Annotated in this window: 18 protein-coding genes; 8 read left to right on the top strand and 10 right to left on the bottom strand. The window is 65.2% G+C overall.

Annotation, left to right across the window (positions count from 1 at the left end; genetic code table 11):
• Positions 1-621 precede the first annotated feature (621 nt).
• Entirely contained in the window at positions 622-1,653 is a 1,032-nt protein-coding gene (locus FHS96_RS29125) for a lactonase family protein (RefSeq protein WP_429600299.1), read from the top strand.
• Positions 1,654-1,737: 84 nt separating this feature from the next.
• Here FHS96_RS29125 and FHS96_RS29120 read toward each other — a convergent pair whose 3' ends face one another.
• From FHS96_RS29120 to FHS96_RS29090, 7 genes are all read right to left on the bottom strand, one after another.
• Positions 1,738-3,633, bottom strand: coding sequence for a M61 family metallopeptidase (locus FHS96_RS29120; RefSeq protein WP_429600297.1), 1,896 nt, complete (start codon positions 3,631-3,633; stop codon positions 1,738-1,740).
• Positions 3,634-3,635: 2 nt separating this feature from the next.
• Positions 3,636-4,211: a peptidase S14 gene (locus FHS96_RS29115; RefSeq protein ID WP_429600295.1), complete on the bottom strand. Its 576-nt coding sequence runs from the start codon at positions 4,209-4,211 to the stop codon at positions 3,636-3,638.
• A 4-nt stretch (positions 4,212-4,215) separates the two neighbouring features.
• Positions 4,216-6,066: a phosphogluconate dehydratase gene (gene edd, locus FHS96_RS29110; RefSeq protein ID WP_429600293.1), complete on the bottom strand. Its 1,851-nt coding sequence runs from the start codon at positions 6,064-6,066 to the stop codon at positions 4,216-4,218.
• The gene (locus FHS96_RS29105) at positions 6,063-6,416 is read right to left on the bottom strand and encodes a hypothetical protein (protein ID WP_429600290.1); all 354 of its coding nucleotides are present in this window, start codon (positions 6,414-6,416) and stop codon (positions 6,063-6,065) included. The genes edd and FHS96_RS29105 overlap by 4 nt, the downstream gene beginning before the upstream one ends.
• A gap of 242 nt (positions 6,417-6,658) precedes the next feature.
• Positions 6,659-7,408 (bottom strand): Crp/Fnr family transcriptional regulator, encoded by a 750-nt coding sequence (locus tag FHS96_RS29100; protein WP_429600288.1) that lies wholly within the window; start codon positions 7,406-7,408, stop codon positions 6,659-6,661.
• A 405-nt stretch (positions 7,409-7,813) separates the two neighbouring features.
• Complete coding sequence (locus tag FHS96_RS29095) at positions 7,814-8,185, bottom strand: response regulator (RefSeq protein WP_429600286.1); 372 nt, start codon at positions 8,183-8,185, stop codon at positions 7,814-7,816.
• Positions 8,178-9,242, bottom strand: coding sequence for a sensor histidine kinase (locus FHS96_RS29090; protein WP_429600283.1), 1,065 nt, complete (start codon positions 9,240-9,242; stop codon positions 8,178-8,180). Before FHS96_RS29090 ends, FHS96_RS29095 begins: the two co-directional genes overlap by 8 nt.
• A gap of 263 nt (positions 9,243-9,505) precedes the next feature.
• On the opposite strand from FHS96_RS29090, the gene FHS96_RS29085 reads away from it, so the two are divergent.
• The 5 genes from FHS96_RS29085 (at position 9,506) to FHS96_RS29065 (ending at position 11,952) form a co-directional block, all read left to right on the top strand.
• Positions 9,506-10,213, top strand: coding sequence for a Crp/Fnr family transcriptional regulator (locus tag FHS96_RS29085; RefSeq protein ID WP_429600280.1), 708 nt, complete (start codon positions 9,506-9,508; stop codon positions 10,211-10,213).
• A gap of 336 nt (positions 10,214-10,549) precedes the next feature.
• Positions 10,550-10,945, top strand: a complete 396-nt coding sequence (locus tag FHS96_RS29080; protein ID WP_429600277.1) for a hypothetical protein — start codon at positions 10,550-10,552, stop codon at positions 10,943-10,945.
• The gene (locus tag FHS96_RS29075) at positions 10,929-11,069 is read left to right on the top strand and encodes a hypothetical protein (RefSeq protein WP_429600275.1); all 141 of its coding nucleotides are present in this window, start codon (positions 10,929-10,931) and stop codon (positions 11,067-11,069) included. The genes FHS96_RS29080 and FHS96_RS29075 overlap by 17 nt, the downstream gene beginning before the upstream one ends.
• Complete coding sequence (locus tag FHS96_RS29070; RefSeq protein WP_429600272.1) at positions 11,066-11,239, top strand: hypothetical protein; 174 nt, start codon at positions 11,066-11,068, stop codon at positions 11,237-11,239. The genes FHS96_RS29075 and FHS96_RS29070 overlap by 4 nt, the downstream gene beginning before the upstream one ends.
• 101 nt (positions 11,240-11,340) lie before the next feature.
• Positions 11,341-11,952, top strand: a complete 612-nt coding sequence (locus tag FHS96_RS29065; protein WP_429600269.1) for a c-type cytochrome — start codon at positions 11,341-11,343, stop codon at positions 11,950-11,952.
• A 35-nt stretch (positions 11,953-11,987) separates the two neighbouring features.
• Here FHS96_RS29065 and FHS96_RS29060 read toward each other — a convergent pair whose 3' ends face one another.
• Complete coding sequence (locus tag FHS96_RS29060; protein WP_429600267.1) at positions 11,988-12,539, bottom strand: rhodanese-like domain-containing protein; 552 nt, start codon at positions 12,537-12,539, stop codon at positions 11,988-11,990.
• Between the two features lie 76 nt (positions 12,540-12,615).
• Here FHS96_RS29060 and FHS96_RS29055 point away from each other — a divergent pair, with 76 nt between their 5' ends.
• Positions 12,616-13,326 carry a quinoprotein dehydrogenase-associated SoxYZ-like carrier gene (locus tag FHS96_RS29055; RefSeq protein WP_429600265.1) on the top strand — a complete coding sequence of 237 codons (711 nt, stop codon included), beginning with the start codon at positions 12,616-12,618 and terminating at the stop codon, positions 13,324-13,326.
• Positions 13,323-14,264, top strand: coding sequence for a quinoprotein relay system zinc metallohydrolase 1 (locus FHS96_RS29050; RefSeq protein WP_429600263.1), 942 nt, complete (start codon positions 13,323-13,325; stop codon positions 14,262-14,264). The genes FHS96_RS29055 and FHS96_RS29050 overlap by 4 nt, the downstream gene beginning before the upstream one ends.
• A gap of 4 nt (positions 14,265-14,268) precedes the next feature.
• Here FHS96_RS29050 and FHS96_RS29045 read toward each other — a convergent pair whose 3' ends face one another.
• Together FHS96_RS29045 and acs are read right to left on the bottom strand one after the other, a co-directional pair.
• Positions 14,269-16,566 (bottom strand): TonB-dependent receptor, encoded by a 2,298-nt coding sequence (locus FHS96_RS29045; RefSeq protein ID WP_429600260.1) that lies wholly within the window; start codon positions 16,564-16,566, stop codon positions 14,269-14,271.
• A gap of 131 nt (positions 16,567-16,697) precedes the next feature.
• Entirely contained in the window at positions 16,698-18,650 is a 1,953-nt protein-coding gene (gene acs / locus FHS96_RS29040; protein WP_429600257.1) for an acetate--CoA ligase, read from the bottom strand.
• Between the last annotated feature and the right edge of the window lie 10 nt (positions 18,651-18,660).

Raw genomic sequence — 18,660 nt, 5'->3', positions numbered from 1 at the left:
GTACCGTCGCCGCGCCATTCAACCTCCTCGTCAACGAGGAGGCTGAATCACGCACACGGCCAAAGCTCAAGCCGGTTAATGGGTTTACGGCCTAAGATCTAAGCCTCTGAGGAAAGCGGATGTGTGGACCTAGTTCCCCCCGGGTCTCGATTAGCGTTACAAAAACGCGCTCAAACTAACCGATATTATCAAGTATATCTGTTGGATGAGGCCGATCCCGCGCAGGATCGCTCCTGCTCGGTCAAAACGCACTGCGAGATTATCACCTGAGGCCAGGTCCAGGTCTGACCTAATCGCAGCGTAGTGGAACCCCTTGTTGGCCGCGCGGGTTGATTCGGCGCCGGCTTCGAACCGCCGTGTCCCCTAAAATCGCGTAACGAGGTCCGTAATGAAAGCCGCGCCGACAACGCCGACAGGAACATTCCATGTCTCCGACGGGCCGGCGGCGCGGAACACGCGACGGCGAAGCTGCGCTTCTGGCCCCGCGGTTCCGGAGAGGGCGTCGTATGAACGCCGACGGAAGATCGCTCACTGCTTGGAAATCGGTGGAAGCAATGAAGCGCTGAGCTCGCCGCAGGACAAGGGGGATGCCGGGACCCTCTTCGTCGTCATCGGACCGGAATGACGCGCTTTCCGGCGCCCGCCCGGCTTTTCGTCGGCTCCTATGCGCGGTCCGGCGGCGAGGGGCTTTACCCGCTTTGGGTGAACGAGCAGCTGCAGCTTGGCCAACCGTTTCAGCAGGCGCCCAACTGCTCCTTCGCGGCCTGGTCCCCGCACCTCAGGCTAGGCTATTTCGTGGACGAACAGCAGCAGGGCCTGTTGCATCTCTGCCAGCTGGAGGCCGACGGCTGGCGCTCGGTCGGCAGTTATGCCTCCGGTGGGGCCGCGCCTTGCTATGTTGCGCTGGATAACACCGCCACGCGCGCCGCGGTCGCCAATTATGCGAGCGGTTCGGTGGCGTTGTTGACCCTTGATCGCGGCACCGGGCGGCCGGTGGACGAGCCGCAGATCTGGCAGGGATCCGGCGGTGGTCCCGTCGCCGGTCGGCAGGACGGCCCGCATCTGCATTGCGCGCTGTTCGATCAGGGGTGGCTCTACGCAGTGGACCTCGGCAGCGACCGCATCTTCGCTTTCGATCTCGCCCGGGCCCGGACACTCGAGCATCCGGTCGTCGCCTTTTCGGCGTTGCCCGGCACGGGGCCGCGGCACCTCGTGCTACACTCGCACCTGCCCACCGCCTATCTCGTAAGTGAGCTGGCGAGCACCGTTTCGGTGCTCGATCGTGTCGGACCATGCTTCTTGCTGCGTGCCAGCCACGCCACGCAGCCGAGCGCCTTCGCCGACGATAACCTTGGCGGCCATCTGACGATGAACCGAGCGGGCGATCGCCTCTACGTCAGCAACCGAGGCCACGACAGCATCGCGGTCTTCGCGATCGGACGGTCTGGGGATCTCAAGCTGCTGCAACATGCTCCAAGCGGCGGCGCCCATCCGCGCAGCGTCATCCTTCTCGAGGATGAAGGCCTTTGTCTCGTTGCTAATGAAAAGGGTGAGAATATCGCCTTGATGGATATCGGCCCCGATGGGCTGTTAGGCGAAGTACGCCAGCAGCTTGCCGTGCCCGGCGCGGCCTTTCTCTTCCGGGCGTCCTAGTCATGGCAATGCTCGGGCCGCAACCTGATGTGACTCCCATTGAGCGTGCCAGGGGGCTGAGGCTCGGGCGCTTGCTGGCCCGCCTCAAAGCGGCCGCAGTATGTCGTCGAGCCGCGCGGAAATGCCTTCGACCCGCTCGAGATGCGGGTGGCGAAGTCCTCCGCCATAAACGACGGTAACGGATCGGACATGATGGCCGACTTTGACAAGCAGTTCCGGCCCCACCGCGTCGCGCGGATGTGCCACGATCTGCCTCAGGACTTCCGTCGTATAGCTTCGGCCGTCGATCGCCAGCAACTCCGCGCCGACAATCAGGCCTGCCTGAAAAGCCGGGCCGTCCCAGAGAACGTCGGTAATCCGGCCCTCGCTCGTCACCGTAATGCCGAGGGAGTGGGTGAGGTCCGTCCTCCCGTCAACCGCAGCATGAGCGGCCTCATAACCATTCGGATGGTCGCGGTAAACGAGTCGATAGCCGCCGCGGCCTATGCCATCCAGCGGCGTGCCAGGGTGCGTGCAGGTGATCTGTTCATCTAGGTAAGACCGCCAGTCGAAGGGGCAGATGACTGCCAGCGTCTCGACCACGTCCTCAAACACATATGTGCTGGTTGCGACCAAACCATCCTGCCCGAAGAAGGCCCGAGCAAAGTCGTCCAGCGAGCGCTCGTCATTCGTAATCTGGCGAATTCGGGTATCTACGTCGAGCCACATCAGCGCGCCCTCCGAATAATAATCCTCGCTGCGCTGCCAGCTTGTCCAAGGCAGCGCTGCGCGGGCGGCGATGATGGGATCGCGTGTCGTGTCGATCATGGGGCGCCAGCGGCTACCTGGTCGAACGTCATAGGCGGCCGCCGTCCAGCCGATGGCGTCGCGCGCCTGTGCTGCCGTCCACAAGCCCGAGCGTGCCGACAACACCTGACCCCAATATTGTGTCAGTCCCTCATAGACCCACATGAGGCTGTTGCGGATCGGGAGTTCAAAGCAAGGCGACCAGGAATCTGCGCCGCGTCGATGCTTCCCGTTCCAGCTATGCACATACTCATGCGCAACGGCGTCGCGGCGGACGAAACTTTCCTCCCAGTTGGTGAACAGGTCGGGGATGGTGATCGCCTCGCAAGACTGATGATGCTCTATACCGGCGCTGCCGAGTTCGTTGCTGAGGCCGAGCAGGAAATCATAATGCCGGAAGTGCCTCGACCCAAAGAGGCAGTCAGCCTGAATGACGAGGTTCCGGTACGAACCCAACTGATCTCGTGTTGCGGCAAGCTGTTCGGGTGCGTCACTTACCATGTTCAGACGCACTGAGCCACGCTCGTCCAACGCTTCCGATTGGAAGTGCCTTCCCGCAATGAGCGGAGAGTCGACGAGCATGTCCAGCGTCACTCGTTTGAACCGGATTACGGCACCATGGCTACTCTCGACTTCCAGTGCCGTGGCGAACTGCCATCTCTCCGGCAGTCGAAGCGAGGCATCCACCTCGATCTGGCGTGCATAATGGCCGGCAGGATAGAGGACGACCGAGTTCCACTGCAGGCAGAGCATCTCGGGGGTGACGAGCACACGGCCCTGCGAAGGATCGGTCGGAGTGAGAAACTGGAATTCTGCGACGAGTTCGCTTGTGCCTGCTGGCACCTCGATATGGAACGCGTTGACCGTGACGGGATGGCGCTTCCATTCGATCTGTTCTCCGGCGGCGCTGACGACCAGTCCGGCGAGAAGTTCGATCGAAGCCTGCGGCGCATGGTAACCCGGCAGCCATTTGGGATAGAGCAGGATTGTCGGTTCCGCCCCGGACACCGGAATCGTTTGCCGCACCTGGTAGATGCGGCGGACAACATCTGTTGCGTCGACCTCGATACGTAGGGGGGCGAAATAGGGATCATCTGCGGGCTGAGGAACCGGCGCGGGTTGGGGCGAAGCTCGCGGCAGGTGCGGGTCGCCGGAGTGCGGGTTGGCATGGGCCTGGTTGGAGATGCCGTTCATCGTCAGATGACTGCCGCGACCAGGCGACGCTGGCTGGCTTCTGCCGATGGAACGTACCAATTGAATGGCGCCCGTTCCAGCACCTCCTCCACGGTGACGTCACTTTCGCGGACGAGCGCCTCGAAGTCGACCTGTTCGATGCGCAGGCCATTGTCGATTTCGGACAGAAGCGCGCGCAAGCGGTCGGCGCTAGGCCGCAGCGGCCCGCTGAGTTTAACTGTGCTTTCCATCTGCCGGCAATGAATCAGGAGGACTGCGTCGCTGGTCAGGAAGCGGTCGGCGCGGGGGAAAGCCGACATTATCGTCACCCCTGCCGAGTAGACCGCTGTCTTGCCCACAAACACCAGCCGTCGATCAAGGCGTCGACGGGTGGATTCGATCTCCAGAGCGATGCGCCGACCGGTGTCGGCGCCACCGCCGAGCGTCATCAACTCGACGATCACGGGGTCCTCAAGATTGTCGAGACGCGCGATCTGGTCCAGCAAGCTGTTCAACATGGTCTCGTCGACCGAGCCTTGCAGACGGACATGCGGCACGCGGGCTGCGAGCCCGACATCCAAGCTGCTGTATCCGTCCATAGCACTACTCCCGTGCATCTGCGGCCGAGGAGCGGCGTTCCCGGTCAGTTATGAAGCCGCTCAGCAAAGGCGAGGCGCCCTCCTCGGCATTGGGACAGATGTGACGGAAAGCGTCGAACAGTTCGCGTCCGCATCCCCAAGGAGCGGCAGCTGGTATCGCTTCCGGACGGGCGGCAAGCACGTCATCGGCAACGAGCAGCTGAATGGTCCCTGTGCGCGCACAGATGCGTATGCGGTCTCCGTTTTCGACATAAGCGAGCGGACCACCTGCGATGGCTTCCGGGATGAGGTGAATGGCGGCAGGCACCTTGCCCGAAGCGCCCGACATGCGCCCGTCGGTCAACAGCGCCACACGATGTCCCTGATCCTGCAACGCACCCAAGATCGGGGTCAGTTTATGAAGCTCCGGCATTCCATTGGCGCGCGGCCCCTGAAAGCGAACCACCACTATGCAATCCCTCGCGAGAGCCCCTGCGGAAAGTGCCCGCAGAGCGTCGTCCTGATCATCGAACACCATGGCTTCCGCTTCGACGGTCCAATAGGTTTCTTCGACAGCGCTCGTCTTGATGACTGCGCGGCCGAGATTGCCGTGGAGCAGCTTGAGGCCACCATCAGGCTGGAACGACTTCTCTATGGGACGGGCAACCTCCGCCCCCCGGCTCTCGACGACCGCATGCCAATGAAGTGCCCCCTCCTTCAGCGAAGGCTCGGTGGCGTAATCGGTAAACTTGCCCCAAACCGTCGTGATGTCTGGATGCAGAAGACCGCCGCGCAGCAACTCGCCGATCAGGAAGCCGGGCCCACCCGCCGCCTGAAAGCCATTTATGTCGACGGTTCCGTTGGGATATATACGCGCCAGCAGAGGGACGACGCCGGATAGCGCATCGAAATCGTCCCAATCGATGAGGATTCCTGCACTGCGGGCGATCGCGGGCAGGTGGATCGTGTGGTTTGTCGAGCCGCCTGAGGCGAGCAGCACCACCATCGCGTTCACGATCGCTTTCTCATCGACGCAGCGGCCGAGCGCACGCTCTCCATCTGCGTCCTGCGCCAAGGCGACGATTCGATCGACGGCAACCCGGGTGAGAGCCTTGCGCAGTTCCGATCCGGGGGGGATGAAAGCAGCCGCTGGGACGTGGAGCCCCATCGCCTCCATCATCATCTGGTTAGAATTGGCGGTGCCGTAGAAGGAGCAAGTTCCCTCCGTGTGGTAGGTCAGCGATTCCGCCTCCAGCAGCTCGGCATCGGTGGCCGTCCCTTGCGCATAGCGCTGCCGGACCGCCACCTTCTCCTTGTGCGACAAGCCCGTCGGCATGGGGCCGCCGGGGATGAGAATGGTGGGAAGATTGCCGAAGCGAAGCGCTCCCATAAGAAGTCCGGGCACGATCTTGTCGCAAATACCGAGCAGGAGCACGCCATCGAACATGGCGTGGCTGAGCCCGACCGCCGTCGCCATAGCGATGGTGTCTCGGGAGAAGAGGGACAGTTCCATGCCGGGCTGCCCCTGCGTCACGCCATCACACATGGCAGGAACCCCAGCGGCAACCTGCGCAGTGGCCCCGTTCTCACGCGCGGCCTGCTTGATGATGTCGGGGAACCATCGATAGGGCGTATGGGCGGACAGCACGTCGTTATAGGAGGTGATGATCCCGATGTTGGGCGCACCGCCGCCCTTGATCCGCTCCTTGTCGATCCCACTTGCAGCGAAGCCATGGGCGAGATTGCCACAGGACAGGCCTCGTCGCGGTCGGCGCGGCTGCTCCACGATTGCCGCCAGATAGTCGGACCGGCTCTTGGCACTTCTGGATGCGATCCTGTCCGTCACGGCGGCGACGGTGGGATGCAACGCCTTCATGGTCGTCTATGCTCGTGAAGCTCACCGGACCGATCGGTCACAACATCGAGCTGCACCCAGGACGCCCGGCCCAGACGAGAGCCGCGTGGATCGATCTGCATGTCACCTTCCTCATCGGATCCACTCACGCGGCAGTCGTGACGGGCGCCAAGCGCGGTTGGCACGTTCCAGCGCGAGGCAAGCGCCGCATCGATCATTGCTCTCCACGTTTCCTCGTTACCCGCTTCGGCCATCGCCCGATCAGGCTGCTGTATGAACGTCAGGATGTCTGCCGCACGCTCCACATGCTCGGCCGAGATTCGGCCGTCGCCAAGCCAGCGCGCGAGCCGGGCTAAAAGCGGCTCGTGCATAGGTCTGTCCGTCTCAGTCAAGGGAGCATCTCCATCGCAAGCAAGCTCTTCCTACTGAATAGGCCGCTCTCGCACATGTTCCTTTTACTGATCTAGGTGAGCAACTTTACCGGAAGTGTACTCGCTTATCTCACATCGGATCGCTCGTATCTTGATCTGAATGGCGTCCGTTTCTTGGCGCCATGAGATAGCGCCTTCGGCTTCCTATCCATCACACATGCGTCAGACGTGATATTGATGTGTTACGATGTGCCGGTGCGCATCGGCAATGATGCCTCCCGTCTAAGCTCGATCAAGCGGCTGATTGGAGGGCCGTTTGAGGCGCTGAATTCGAACAATCCGAGAGCTGCCAGACGATCGAAATCCGGAAGGCGGAGGCTGCGGTGGCGCAATGCAATCAAATCGCGTTGCCGCATCTCTTGAAGCACGCGATTGACATGAACGGGCGTCAGTCCCGCCAGATCGGCCAGGTCATTCTGGGTCAGCGGAAAATCGCACGTGTCGCCGCGGGTCAACCCCACGCGTCTCATACGGGCGAAAATGTCGGCCAGCAGATGCGCGAGCCTCTCGATTGCAGTCTTGCGGCCCAGCATTGCTACGCAATTGCCCCGCCGGCTGAGCCTCTCGAACATTTCGGCCTGCAGGCTTTGCGCGACCTCGGCGCTGCTCGCGCTTGCCGCCTCGACTTCGCGACGATCAAGAGCGATCGTGGCAAGCGGCGTCATCGCAACGGCGGGATAATTCGCCGTGCGATCGTTCAACCAGTCGATATCGCAAAGATCTCCCGGCAGCAGCAGATCGATGATTTGCCGCCGCCCGTCGTGCAGCAAATTATAACGACAGGCCCAGCCCTCGACAATCAGGTGCAAGGTAGCCGGCTGTTCGCCCGTCCGCGCCAGAAACGCGTGTTGACGCAGTCTCGCCGCGTTTCCGCTCAGCGGACGACGCTCTTCTCCGCCAGCGGGGACAATTGCGAGGAGGCGATGAGACATCAAATTCTACTCCCTGTCCGCCGCCCAAACTGGCGGTAGGAGCAGCATCGATCGAGTTTGCCATAGCATGTTAGTCCGGTCGGCTTTTGGGGGTGATCCGCTCTCAAACCGCGATGGATTGATACAATGCCGCATTTTGATGCGCCGACTGCGAAGGAGCCAACGACCTCGCCGCTGCATTGCACGAGTGCGTCGCGCAGCGTCACGAGAGTAGGACTGACACCTCGCGACGCAGAGAGTGTGAGTGTGATGAATGGGCATGCCTTTCCGAGAAAACGGGCGCTGCGCAGCGATGCAGCCACGGTAAGTGGCCGGCGATACCAAGGGCAGCCTCCAGGGTCTGTCCGTTGGCCGACATAGGGTTGCCTTCGCCCGGGCGCTCCGATGCTGCGCCAATTCTCTCCACTACGCCGCGCCCCTGCCAAGCGACGCAACGCGTGAAATGATGGCTTTGAGCGCGCCCGGCTTCTCGAACCGCGGCACATTGGCATAGCGCGCGGGGATGGCGCTCGCGTCATAGCCGGTCGCGAACGCGATCGGCACGGAGCGCGCGAGCAGCTGGTCGGCTAGCGGATAGACCATCTCGCCGGCTAGGTTGATGTCGAGAATAGCGAGATCGAGAGGGGCCGCGCCGACCGCTACCGCTTGCCCGAGCGATGAGACCGGCCCGACCACTTCTGCGCCGGCTTCGCCAAAGGCATGGGCGAGGTCGCAGGCGATATAATATTCGTCCTCGACGATGAGGACGCGCTTGCCCGCGAATGGCAGGTCAGTCATGGCCGCCGCCTTCCTGTACTGTGCTTTGCGAAACCGGCAGTACGATCGTGCAGCGCACGCCGTCGGCACCGATCTCGAAGCTGGTCTCCGCCTGCAGCTGATATGGCAGTGCTCGTTCGATCAGTTGGCGGCCATGCCCTTGCCGTTCGCGTGCAGCCTCGAGGTTGGGAATAGCCACGCCGCTCTCTGTCCATTCGACCCTGAGGGACCGATCGCCCGGCGGCAACGACCAGCGCACGTGAAGATGGCCGCCGCGTTCGCTGAGCGCGCCATATTTGCCGGCATTGGTCGCGAGTTCATGGAGCGCCAGCGCAAGCGTCTGCACGGTCGAGGACCGCAGCCTCACGCCAGGAGGACCTTCGATGGTCGCGCGAGAACCGGCCTCGCCTATCGCGAGCGCTCCGATCGCCGAAAGTTCGATTCGGATCAGTTCATCGAATGTGATGCGGTCGCCATCTTTAAGCCGTGAGAGCAGCCCTTGGACCCGGGCGAGTGCGGCCAGCCGGTCCTGATAGGTCGCGGCGAGATCCGCAATTGTGTTTGAGCTGCGCAGCGTGTTGTTGAAGATCGATTGGACCACCGCCATCAAATTGCGGGTGCGGTGCTGGAGCTCGGCGACCAACACTTGCTGGCGCTGTTCCATGCGGCGGCGCTCGGTCATGTCCCGGCCGATCTTGAGGAAGCCATGGCGGGATCCCTCGCCGCGTTTCAGCAATTGCGTCGAGCCTTCGATGAACACGCGTTCGCCATCGCTGCGCTGATGCCAGCGCACGTTGGGCGTGGCGCCGATTTCAAGCGCCTTTTCCATCTCCTGCTGCGGAATGCCTTGCTCGCGATCCTCGGGCACGAAGGTCAGTTCGAAGCTTCGCCCGATCATGTCTTCCGCGGTCCAGCCAAAAACGCTTGCAGCGCCCGGCGGCCAGGTCTGGACCAGTCCGTCGGCGTCGGTCATGAAGATGGCATAGTCGCGCACACTCTCGAGGATGAGACGATGGATATCGTCGGTCTCGGCCCGCGGTTGCTCGCGGACCTGGCTTGAGGGTTCGTGGCTCGTCATCGGATATGCTCCTTCACCGGGCCGGGGGAGAATTTTGTCGATCGATCGCGGCCAGGATCGGTCGCACGGGCAAGGCAGGGATCGTTTGACATAAAGGCTGCTAGGCAGCGGTCATCGCACCTGTCTGTCCGCGATCAGACATAGGGCGGCAAGCGTCGGCCAACGACCGGCCATCTGTCAGTCCGGTCTTGGATGATGACGAGCCGGAGCGGGCCCCAACATAGGTGATGGTTGGGCTGTCATTATGCGCCCAATGCTGATTGATGAAACCAGACAAACTCCGGCGCGGCGAGAACCTTCTCTTGGCTGCGCTGCCCGCCGCCGAGCGCGAGACCTTGCTCGGAGAAGCGGAGGCGGTCGAGCTCGGCTTCAAGTTGGTCCTTCAGGAAGCCGAGTGCCCGCTCACCCACGTCTGGTTCCCGCACAGTGGGGTAGCATCGACTGTTTCGACGATGGTCGATGGTGCGACGGTAGAATTGGCCACAACCGGCCGCGAGGGATTCATCGGCGTTCCCGCGCTTATGGGCGCGGAACGCAGCGCGCAGAATGTCTTTGTCCAGATTCCCGGTCCCGGTGTCCGGCTCAGCGTCGGCAAGTTCCGGTCTCTGCTGGATAAGCTTCCCGCCCTGCGCCCGCTGCTGTTGCGGTACACGCTCGCGTTCATGACGCAGATCGCGCAAGGCGCTGCCTGCAATCGCCTGCACCCGATCGAGGCGCGTTGCGCGCGGTGGATGCTGATGACGCACGACCGCGTCGATGGCGATAGCTTCCCTCTGACACAGGAGTTTCTGGGGCAAATGCTAGGGGTCACGCGACCGAGCGTCTCGGTTGCCGCCAGCATACTCCAGAAGGCCGGTTTTATTCGATATGTCCGCGGCAGCGTTGAGGTGCTAGACCGGGATCGCCTCGCAACGGCCAGCTGCGAATGCTACGAAATCATCAATCGGGAATTTGATCGGGCTTTGGGCTGACCGCGATCCCTCTATTCTGTAGTGGCTCAGCAGGGGAGGCGAAGTTGGTCGGGCGGCCGAAGCAAATCACGCAACTCAGGTCCGCTTCGCGCCAGGATCCGTGAGCCATCGCCGTCCAGCCCCGGCCAGAAAGCGGTCGGCCCGGTTTCCCGCCGTTCGGACATCGGTCGGCACCAGATAGGTGCTCCATGGCGCGACGTTCCGCCCAAGTATGGAAGTTGAAACACCATCTATCGCCGTTTCCGGTGATGGAGCGAAAGCCGGGGTTTGGGCGACTCTGGCAGTAACGCTGGCCGAGATCATGGCGGACACCGGCAATTACAGCATCGACAGCACTTGCCCGAGGGTTTCAAAGGGCCAGAAAACTCTCACTCAGCATGGATGATAAACCAGGGAGGACGGCAAATCTGCATCGATGGCTGGATCGCGCCGGATCAACGATCGGTGCTGGTGCTTCTGGAGAATGGTGCAGTCGGCATCGTCGAAGGCGCCGGCCGGTTCTGGCGGATGGGCATGGTGAGCGCGGATCGCCTGCTCGGCATCGATATGGCGAGGGAGGATCAGCCGCGGCTGCTCCGCCTGCGCATCGCCGGCGCAGCGACCGCGACATGTGGCGCGATCGCATCGCATGGGCCGCCGGAAGGCCGTAGAGGGAACGGCAGGGATTGCATGCCTGGGATGGATCTGCCGGACATCCGCGCTATCTGGATGACAATTGTGCCGGCGTGCTGATGATCGCCTGTTCGGCACCTTCGCGCGCGAGGCGGATGAGGAGCCGGTGCGCTTCGGGCTGCTCAAGGATCTGTGCACCTTCAATCCGCTGCGCATCGCCTTTCACGATTATGCAGGAATGTGACGCGACGCGACGATGCGCGGCTGAGCTGGCGCCAGCGGCTGGGCGATTTCGTCCTCGCATCCGGCCGGAGCGGTGACGGCAGCCGCCAGACCACCGCCGCTATCCGGCGCGTGCAGGACCTCGAACCCCGTCGCAAGGACGAACTGCGCGGCGTAACGCAGACGGCCTGAAGCTGTCGGGCGCCGCCGCAGCGCCCGACCCAAAGTGCAATTCCGAAACCGCTCCCAGCCGCGCAGGACGGCGCCAGGAGACTGGAGGCGGCAGCATGACGATGGACAGGCGGTTTTGGGCATTCGCGGCGCTGGCCGCCAGCGCGCTGGCGGGATGTTCCGCATCCAGCGAGAATGCGGCGGACGCGCCTGCCGAACCGGTGAATGCCGTGGCCGTGGAACCGGTCGAGCCGGCTGCGAATGCGATCGAAGCGCCGGCTGCGGCGGCGACTATCCCCGAGCTTGTCGCCAATGCCGGCGCCACGGCTGAGGCCGAACCGACGAAGAAGGAAGAGGAAAAGAAGGAAGCGGAGAAGCTCAAGGCAGCCGAGGCCGAAAAGCCGGCGCCGGTGCTGGCGCCCACGCCGGTTGCGGCTGCGGCACCGCCGGCAGCCTTCGCGCGCTGTGCCGTGTGTCATGATGCGACCAAGGGCGGCCCCAACAAGCTCGGCCCCAATCTCTACGGCACCTTCGGCAAGGCGGCCGGGACGCATGGCAGCTTCGCCTATTCGGAGGCGCTGAAGGGCTCGGGATTGAGCTGGGACGAGGCGACGCTCGACAAATGGCTCGAGAATCCGCGCGCCCTCGTCCCCGGCAACCGGATGAGCTTCCCCGGGCTGAAGGATGCGGCGAAGCGCAAGGAGATCATCGACTATATGCGGGCGCTGAAATAGGCGGGCGGGGCAAGGCGTCGGCTCGGCGCGCCGGCTCAGCGCTCGGGCGTGGCCGGCACCAGCTTCAGGCCGAGTTCGCTCCAGCCGTCGCTGCCCTCCGCCAGCCACCAGATATTGGTATAGCCTGACGCCGCCAGCCTTTTGGCGGCGTTCCAGCTCATCCAGCAATCCGCCAGGCAGAAGATCACCACCATGCGGTCGCGCCGCCCCCGTGTGAGACGGGCGACGCCGCGGTCGAACCAGCGCTGGATTGCCGGATCGAGCCGCCCGCCGACGCCGGCCCCGGGGAACCAGTGCGCGCCGTCGATGCCGTGGCGCGGCTGCGCCAGCGTCCACCGCCCCGTCCTCGCATCGCGATGCCCGCCCTCGGCGGGGGCTACATCGATGAAGACCGCATCCACGTCGGGGCGCAACATCGCCGCCGCCGGCAGGGCGATGCGCGGCACGCCCGCCGGCGCGCTCGGCACGGGGCCGCGATAATGGGCGATGCGATAGCCCTCGGCATCGAACCGCCCGTCCTGCGCCACCGCGCCGCCCGGAATGGCGGCGGCGACCATGATCGCAGCGATGATCCGCAGCCCGGGCATCCCAGCCTCCTCGTCTTAAGGTGCAATGGTAGCGCGGTTCGCCGCGCCCTAAACCGGGACTTTGGGAGGATGTCGGATGGCAGCGCCGGACCCGCTGGGATCACCGATGTGGGACTATCATGCGGAACGGCTGTTCGCCGCCGCGCCGGTGCGCTTCGATCCGCGGGTGACGCTGGCGATGCCGATGATCGCAGAGAACCAGCGGGTCTTCCCGGTCGCGATCGACGCCCGGGCGGTGAGTGATGTCACGCGCATCCTGCTGTTCGCCGATCTCAACCCCATTCCCGTGGCCATCGACTATCGACCGGTCGCAGCCGCCCCATGCGTCGCAGTGCGGATCAAGCTCGACCAGCGGACGCCGGTGCGCGCGGCGGTGCAACGCGCGGGCGGCGAATGGCTGGTGGCGGGCAACTGGATCGACGCCGCGGGCGGCGGCTGTTCGGCGCCGCCGGTCAGCCGCGTGCGAGGCGACTGGGCGGAGCATCTGGGCGAGATCCGCGGCGCGGCCTGGGCGGGGGAGGGCGCGCTTGCGCGGCTGCGGCTGCTGTTCCGCCACCCAATGGACACCGGGCTGGTCGAGAATATCCCGGCCTATCATCTCGAAACGCTCAGCCTGCGCGACGGGGCAGGGCGGCTGCTGGGCGAAATGGCGCTGCAGGCGTCGGTGTCCGAGAATCCCGCGCTGACCTTGATGCCGCGCGCCGCGCCGGGATCGTCGCTTCGCGTCGATGCGCGGGACACCAATGGGAGAACCTACGCCGCCGCGCTCACGGTGCCCGCATCATGAGGATCAGCCGCCGCACGGCGCTCGGCGCCCTTCTGGCGACCGCCGCCGCGCCGCCGGGCACCGACTATGCGATCGCGCCGCGGCCGGTGGCGGACGGGATCTGGGTGATCGCCGGTGAGGATGCGCCGATCGAGCGCGACAATGGCGGCGCCGTCGCCAACATCATCATCATCGCGACGCCGGCGGGGACGGTGCTGGTCGATTGCGGTCCCTCCTTCCGCTTTGCGAAGTCGCTGAAGGCATTGGCCGAGCGGCTGGCCGGCAAGCCGGTGGTGCGCGTCTACCTCACCCATCTGCACCCCGATCATGGCCTTGGCATCGCCGCCTTCGATCAGGCGATCGTCGCCGCATTGCCCGCCACCATCGCCGGCATCGAGAATGACGGGCAGGGCTTTTCCGACGCCATGTACCGCCTGTTGGGCGATTGGATGCGCGGCACCGACCTGGTGAAGCCCGGCGTCGCGCTGTCCGGCAACGCGGAGGATTTCGGCGGGCGACGCCTGCGCTTGCTCGCGCTGTCCGGTCACAGCGCCGGCGATCTCGCAGTGCTGGACGAGGCGACGGGGACGCTGATCGCAGGCGATCTCGTCTTCCACGATCGCGCGCCATCGACGCCGACCGCAGACCTTGCGGCGTGGCGCCAGAGCCTCGACGCGCTGGCGGCCTTGCCGCATGGCCAAGTGGTGCCCGGCCATGGCGCCGTCGATCCCGGCGGCGCCGCGGCGATCGCGCAGACCCGCGACTGGCTGGACTGGCTGGAGGCGAGCCTGCGCACGGCGGTCGGCAACGGGCTCGACATGGTCGAGGCCGGGCGTTTGCCCATGCCCGATCGCTTCGCCGCCTTGGCCGCCGCGCGCTATGAGCTGCAGCGCAGCGTCTCCCACCTCTATCCGGCGCTGGAGGCTGACCTGTTGCCGCGGATCGATCTGCCGGAATGAGGGCTCAAAACCGCGCGCGCACCCCCGCATACCAGCGGCGCGGCGCACCCGGCCCATAGGCGCGCGGGTTGGATGCGCCGGGGGCTTCCTCCAGATCGATCTCTTCGACCTCGGAGAAGGTGCCGAAGGTGGCGTAGCGGCGATCGAAGGCGTTGCGCAGTTCGCCGAACAGCGAGAGGCCACGCAGGACCTCGATGCTGCCGCGCAGGTTGACGACGGCATAGCCGCCGAGACGCGGCGTCTTATTGCCCTCATCGCCAACCAGCACCTGGCCGCTGCGCGCGATCAGGTCTCCGCCCACCGACCAGCGCGGCCCGGCATAGTCGATCGACAGCGCCGCGCTGTGGCGCGGCACGCCGGGCAGGCGATCGCCGCGCGCGACCGCGATCGTGCCTTGTTCCGGATCGGCCCCGGGGTTCGCGGGACTGCTCAGCACCAGCGGGGTGCGGAAGGTGGCGTCGGCGAAGGCGTAGCTCAACCGCGCGCTGAGCCAGCCGCTGCGCCATGTCGCCGATGCCTCGACACCCTGGCGGCGGCTTTTGCCGACATTCTGGAAATAGGCGCGGCCGCGGATGGACGAGGCGATGTGCTGGATATCGTCGTCGGTTCCGGTTCGATAGGCGGAAAACAGCCAGTCGAGCTGGCCGCCGGCGATCCGCGCCGCACCCGACGCGCCGGCCTCCCAGTTGCGCGCGACGACCTGCCTGAGCGGCGGATCGGCGATGAAGAAATTGGCGAGGCTGCACGGCGCGGTCTCGTCCGCGCAGGAGAGTTCGGCGGGCGTCGGCGCGCGATTGGTTTCGGCATAGCCGGCGCGCAATCTGACGCCGCCAAGATCATAATCGAGCTCGATCCCCGGATTGAGCCGGCGGAAGCGGTGCCGTCCATCGAGGGCGGTGCCGATCCGATCGTCGAGCTCGATCCGGGCATGGTTCCAGCGCAGCCTGATCTCGGCCGACAACCGGCTGGTCAGCGGCAGGCGTTCGGACAGGAAGAGCCCCCAGTGGCGCGTGCGCGTGACCAGACCGACGGGCGCGATCGCGGCATCCTCCTGCACGATCACCGGGCCGAGCCCGGCGACGCTGCGATCCTCCTGCAGCCCGCCGAGTTCGGTCGCGGTGTCGAAGCGGGTGCGGGCCCGGTCCATGCTGAAGCCGATGACGAGATGGTTCTCGCCGCCATTGAGCGGGCGCGTGTCGACGATCTGGGCGAGCAGGCCGTGGCTGCGCGTGCGCGTGCGGCTGCGGTTGAGCACGCCATAGCCTTCGCCGCCGAGCACATCGGCGATCGTGGTGCCCTCCGCATCGGTCAGCACCGCCGCATCATCATCGTCACCGCCGACGGTTTCGAGGCAGAGCAGACCGGGCTCATCCTCGCACGCCTCGATATCGGCGGCGTCGCCGTTGAGCGTGCGCTGGCGGAGATGCTGAGCGTAGAAGCTGGCTTCGATCCGCGTCGCGGCGCCCAGCGCGGCCCAGGGATGAAGGCTGATCCGGCCATAGCGGTTGCGGCTGTTGTCGGGCCAGGTGAACACCGCCCGCCGATCCGCCGCGAGCAGTTCGACGGGGGCGACGCCATTGCCGGTGAGGTCGGTATCGGCGCCGATCAGCTTGACGTGGAGCCCGGCCGCGCTGCCGTCCACGCCGAGGTCGGCATAAATGCTGTAGAGCGTCGACGGGCTGTGATCGCGCCAGCCGCCGTCATGGCTCTGCTGCGCGGCGAGGAAGCCGCTCCATGGTCCCTTGGCGAAGCCCGCGGCGATGCTGCCCTCGGCGTAGCCGAAGCGGCCGCCGGTGCCGCTGAGCTCCAGACCGGGGTCCGATCGGCCGGTCTTGGTCGTCAGCACCATCGCGCCGCCCAGCGCATTGAGGCCGTAGACGGGGCTGGCATCGAGCAGGACGACGCGGGCGAGCGCCGCTTCGGGGATCAGGTCGAACGCCACCGTATCGCCGAACGGCTGGTTGAAACGCGCACCATCCAGGTAGACGGTGATGCCCTGCGCCTGCCCCTGCAGCGGCGAGGCGGTGAAGCCGCGATAGACGAGGTTGGGGGACCAGGGATTGTTCTGCGCATCCTGCAGGCTGATGCCGGCATTCATCCGCACCAATGTGCCGAGCAGGTCGTGCGTGCCGGTGCGGTCGATGTCGGTGCCGTCGATCGTCAGCGCGTCGTCGAGGTCGATCGCGCCACCCGGGGCGGTGACGATGATCGGGGCACTCTCGGGATCCTCCGCCTGCGCCGCCGCCGGCACCAGCATCAGTGCCCAGGCCAGACGCGCCGCCGATCGCAGGTCCCCGCGCATGATCCACTCCCTCTTATCGTCTTTCCTTCGGCCTATTGGCCGTGAGGGGCGGCGCCCATTGGACTTTGGGACGAGAGGCTTAGGGAAGTGGGAGGCCGCTGCCGTGGTGGCGTCGGCAGCGGCCTCCGGACTCAGGCCGCCTGTGCGACCCGGTGGGCGACGAGATGGTCGACGACCGACGGATCGGCGAGTGTCGACGTGTCGCCCAGGGCCTGGGCCGAAACCTCGCCCTCGGCGATCTTGCGCAGGATGCGGCGCATGATCTTGCCCGAGCGGGTCTTGGGGAGGGCGGGGGCGAACTGGATCGCGTCGGGCGTGGCGATCGGGCCGATTTCCATGCGGACCCACTTCACCAGATCCTGCCGCAGCGCGTCCGATGCTTCTTCGCCCGCGTTCAGCGTCACATAGGCGTAGATGCCCTGGCCCTTGAGGTCATGCGGCATGCCGACGACGGCGGCCTCGGCGACCTTGGCGTGGAGCACCAGCGCGCTTTCCACCTCGGCGGTGCCCATGCGATGGCCCGAGACGTTGATGACATCGTCGACGCGGCCGGTGATCCAGTAATAGCCGTCGGCATCGCGGCGGGCGCCGTCTCCGGTGGTGTATTTGCCGCGATAGGTGGTGAAATAGGTCTGGAAGAAGCGCGCATGATCGCCCCAGACGGTGCGCATCTGGCCGGGCCAGGATCCGGCGATGACGAGATTGCCCTCGGCGGCCCCCTCCAGCACCTTGCCTTCGGCATCGACGATCTGGGGATCGACCGCGGGCATCGGCTTGGTCGCCGAGCCCGGCTTGAGGTCGGTCGCGCCCGGCATCGGCGCGATCATCGCGCCGCCGGTCTCGGTCTGCCACCAGGTGTCGATGATCGGGCAGCGACCTTCGCCGACGACCTCATGATACCAGCGCCAGGCCTCGGGGTTGATCGGTTCACCAACAGTACCGAGCAGTTTCAACGACTTGCGGCTCGTCTTTGAAACGAATTCATCGCCCTCCTTCATCAGCGCGCGCAGCGCGGTGGGGGCGGTGAAGACCGTATGGACCTGATGGCGGTCGCACACCTCCCAGATCCGCGAGGGCGTCGGCCAATTGGGCACGCCCTCATACATCAGGGTCGTCCCGCCGTTGGCGAGGGGGCCATAGACGATATAGGTGTGGCCGGTGACCCAGCCGATATCGGCGGCGCACCACCAGATGTCACCGGCGCGATAGTCGAAGCAGAGTTCGTGGGTGTAGCTCGCCCACAGCAGATAGCCGCCGGTGGTGTGGAGCACGCCCTTGGGCTTGCCGGTGGAGCCGGAGGTGTAGAGGATGAACAGCGGATCCTCCGCCTTCATCGGTTCCGGCGCGCACTCGGCCGGGACGGTTTCGGCCGCCTCATGATACCAGATGTCGCGGCCTTCGGTCATCGGCACCTCGGTGCCGGTCGCCTTGATCACCACGACCGACTGAACGCTGGTGCAGTGATGGAGCGCCGCGTCGACATTGGCCTTGAGCGGCACCTGCTTGCCGCCGCGGCGACCGCAGTCGCTCGTCACCACGATGTTGCTGTCGCAGTCGGTGATGCGGCCGGCCAGCGCCTCGGGCGAGAAGCCGCCGAACACCACCGAATGGACGGCGCCGATCCGCGCGCAGGCGAGCAGTGCGAACGCCGCCTCGGGGATCATCGGCAGATAGATGGTGATGCGATCGCCCTTCTTCGCGCCGGCCGCCTTCAGCACATTGGCGAAGCGGCAGACCTCGGCATGAAGCTGGGCATAGCTATAGCGGCGCGGCTCGGCCGAAGGATCATCCGGCTCCCAGAGGATCGCAGTCTGTTCGGCGCGGGTCGCGAGATGTCGGTCGATGCAATTTACCGAGACGTTGAGGACGCCATCGGCGAACCAACAGATGTGGAAATCATCCTCGGCGAAGGACCAGTCGCCGGCCACGGTCGGCGCCGTGATCCAGTCCAGCCGGCCCGCCTTCTCCAGCCAGAACCCGTCCGGATCGCCAAGTGAGCGGGCATGGAGCTCGGCATAGCCGGCCGCATTCACGCGGGCGGCCGTCGCCCACAAGGCCGGCACCGGATAGCTGTCGTCGTTCATCTTTCTCCCC

Source organism: Sphingomonas zeicaulis, assembly GCF_050433225.1.
In the GTDB taxonomy this organism is placed as follows: domain Bacteria; phylum Pseudomonadota; class Alphaproteobacteria; order Sphingomonadales; family Sphingomonadaceae; genus Sphingomonas_D; species Sphingomonas_D zeicaulis.
Note: the sequence above shows the minus strand (reverse complement) of the source record. Positions and strands in the feature narration are given on the sequence as shown.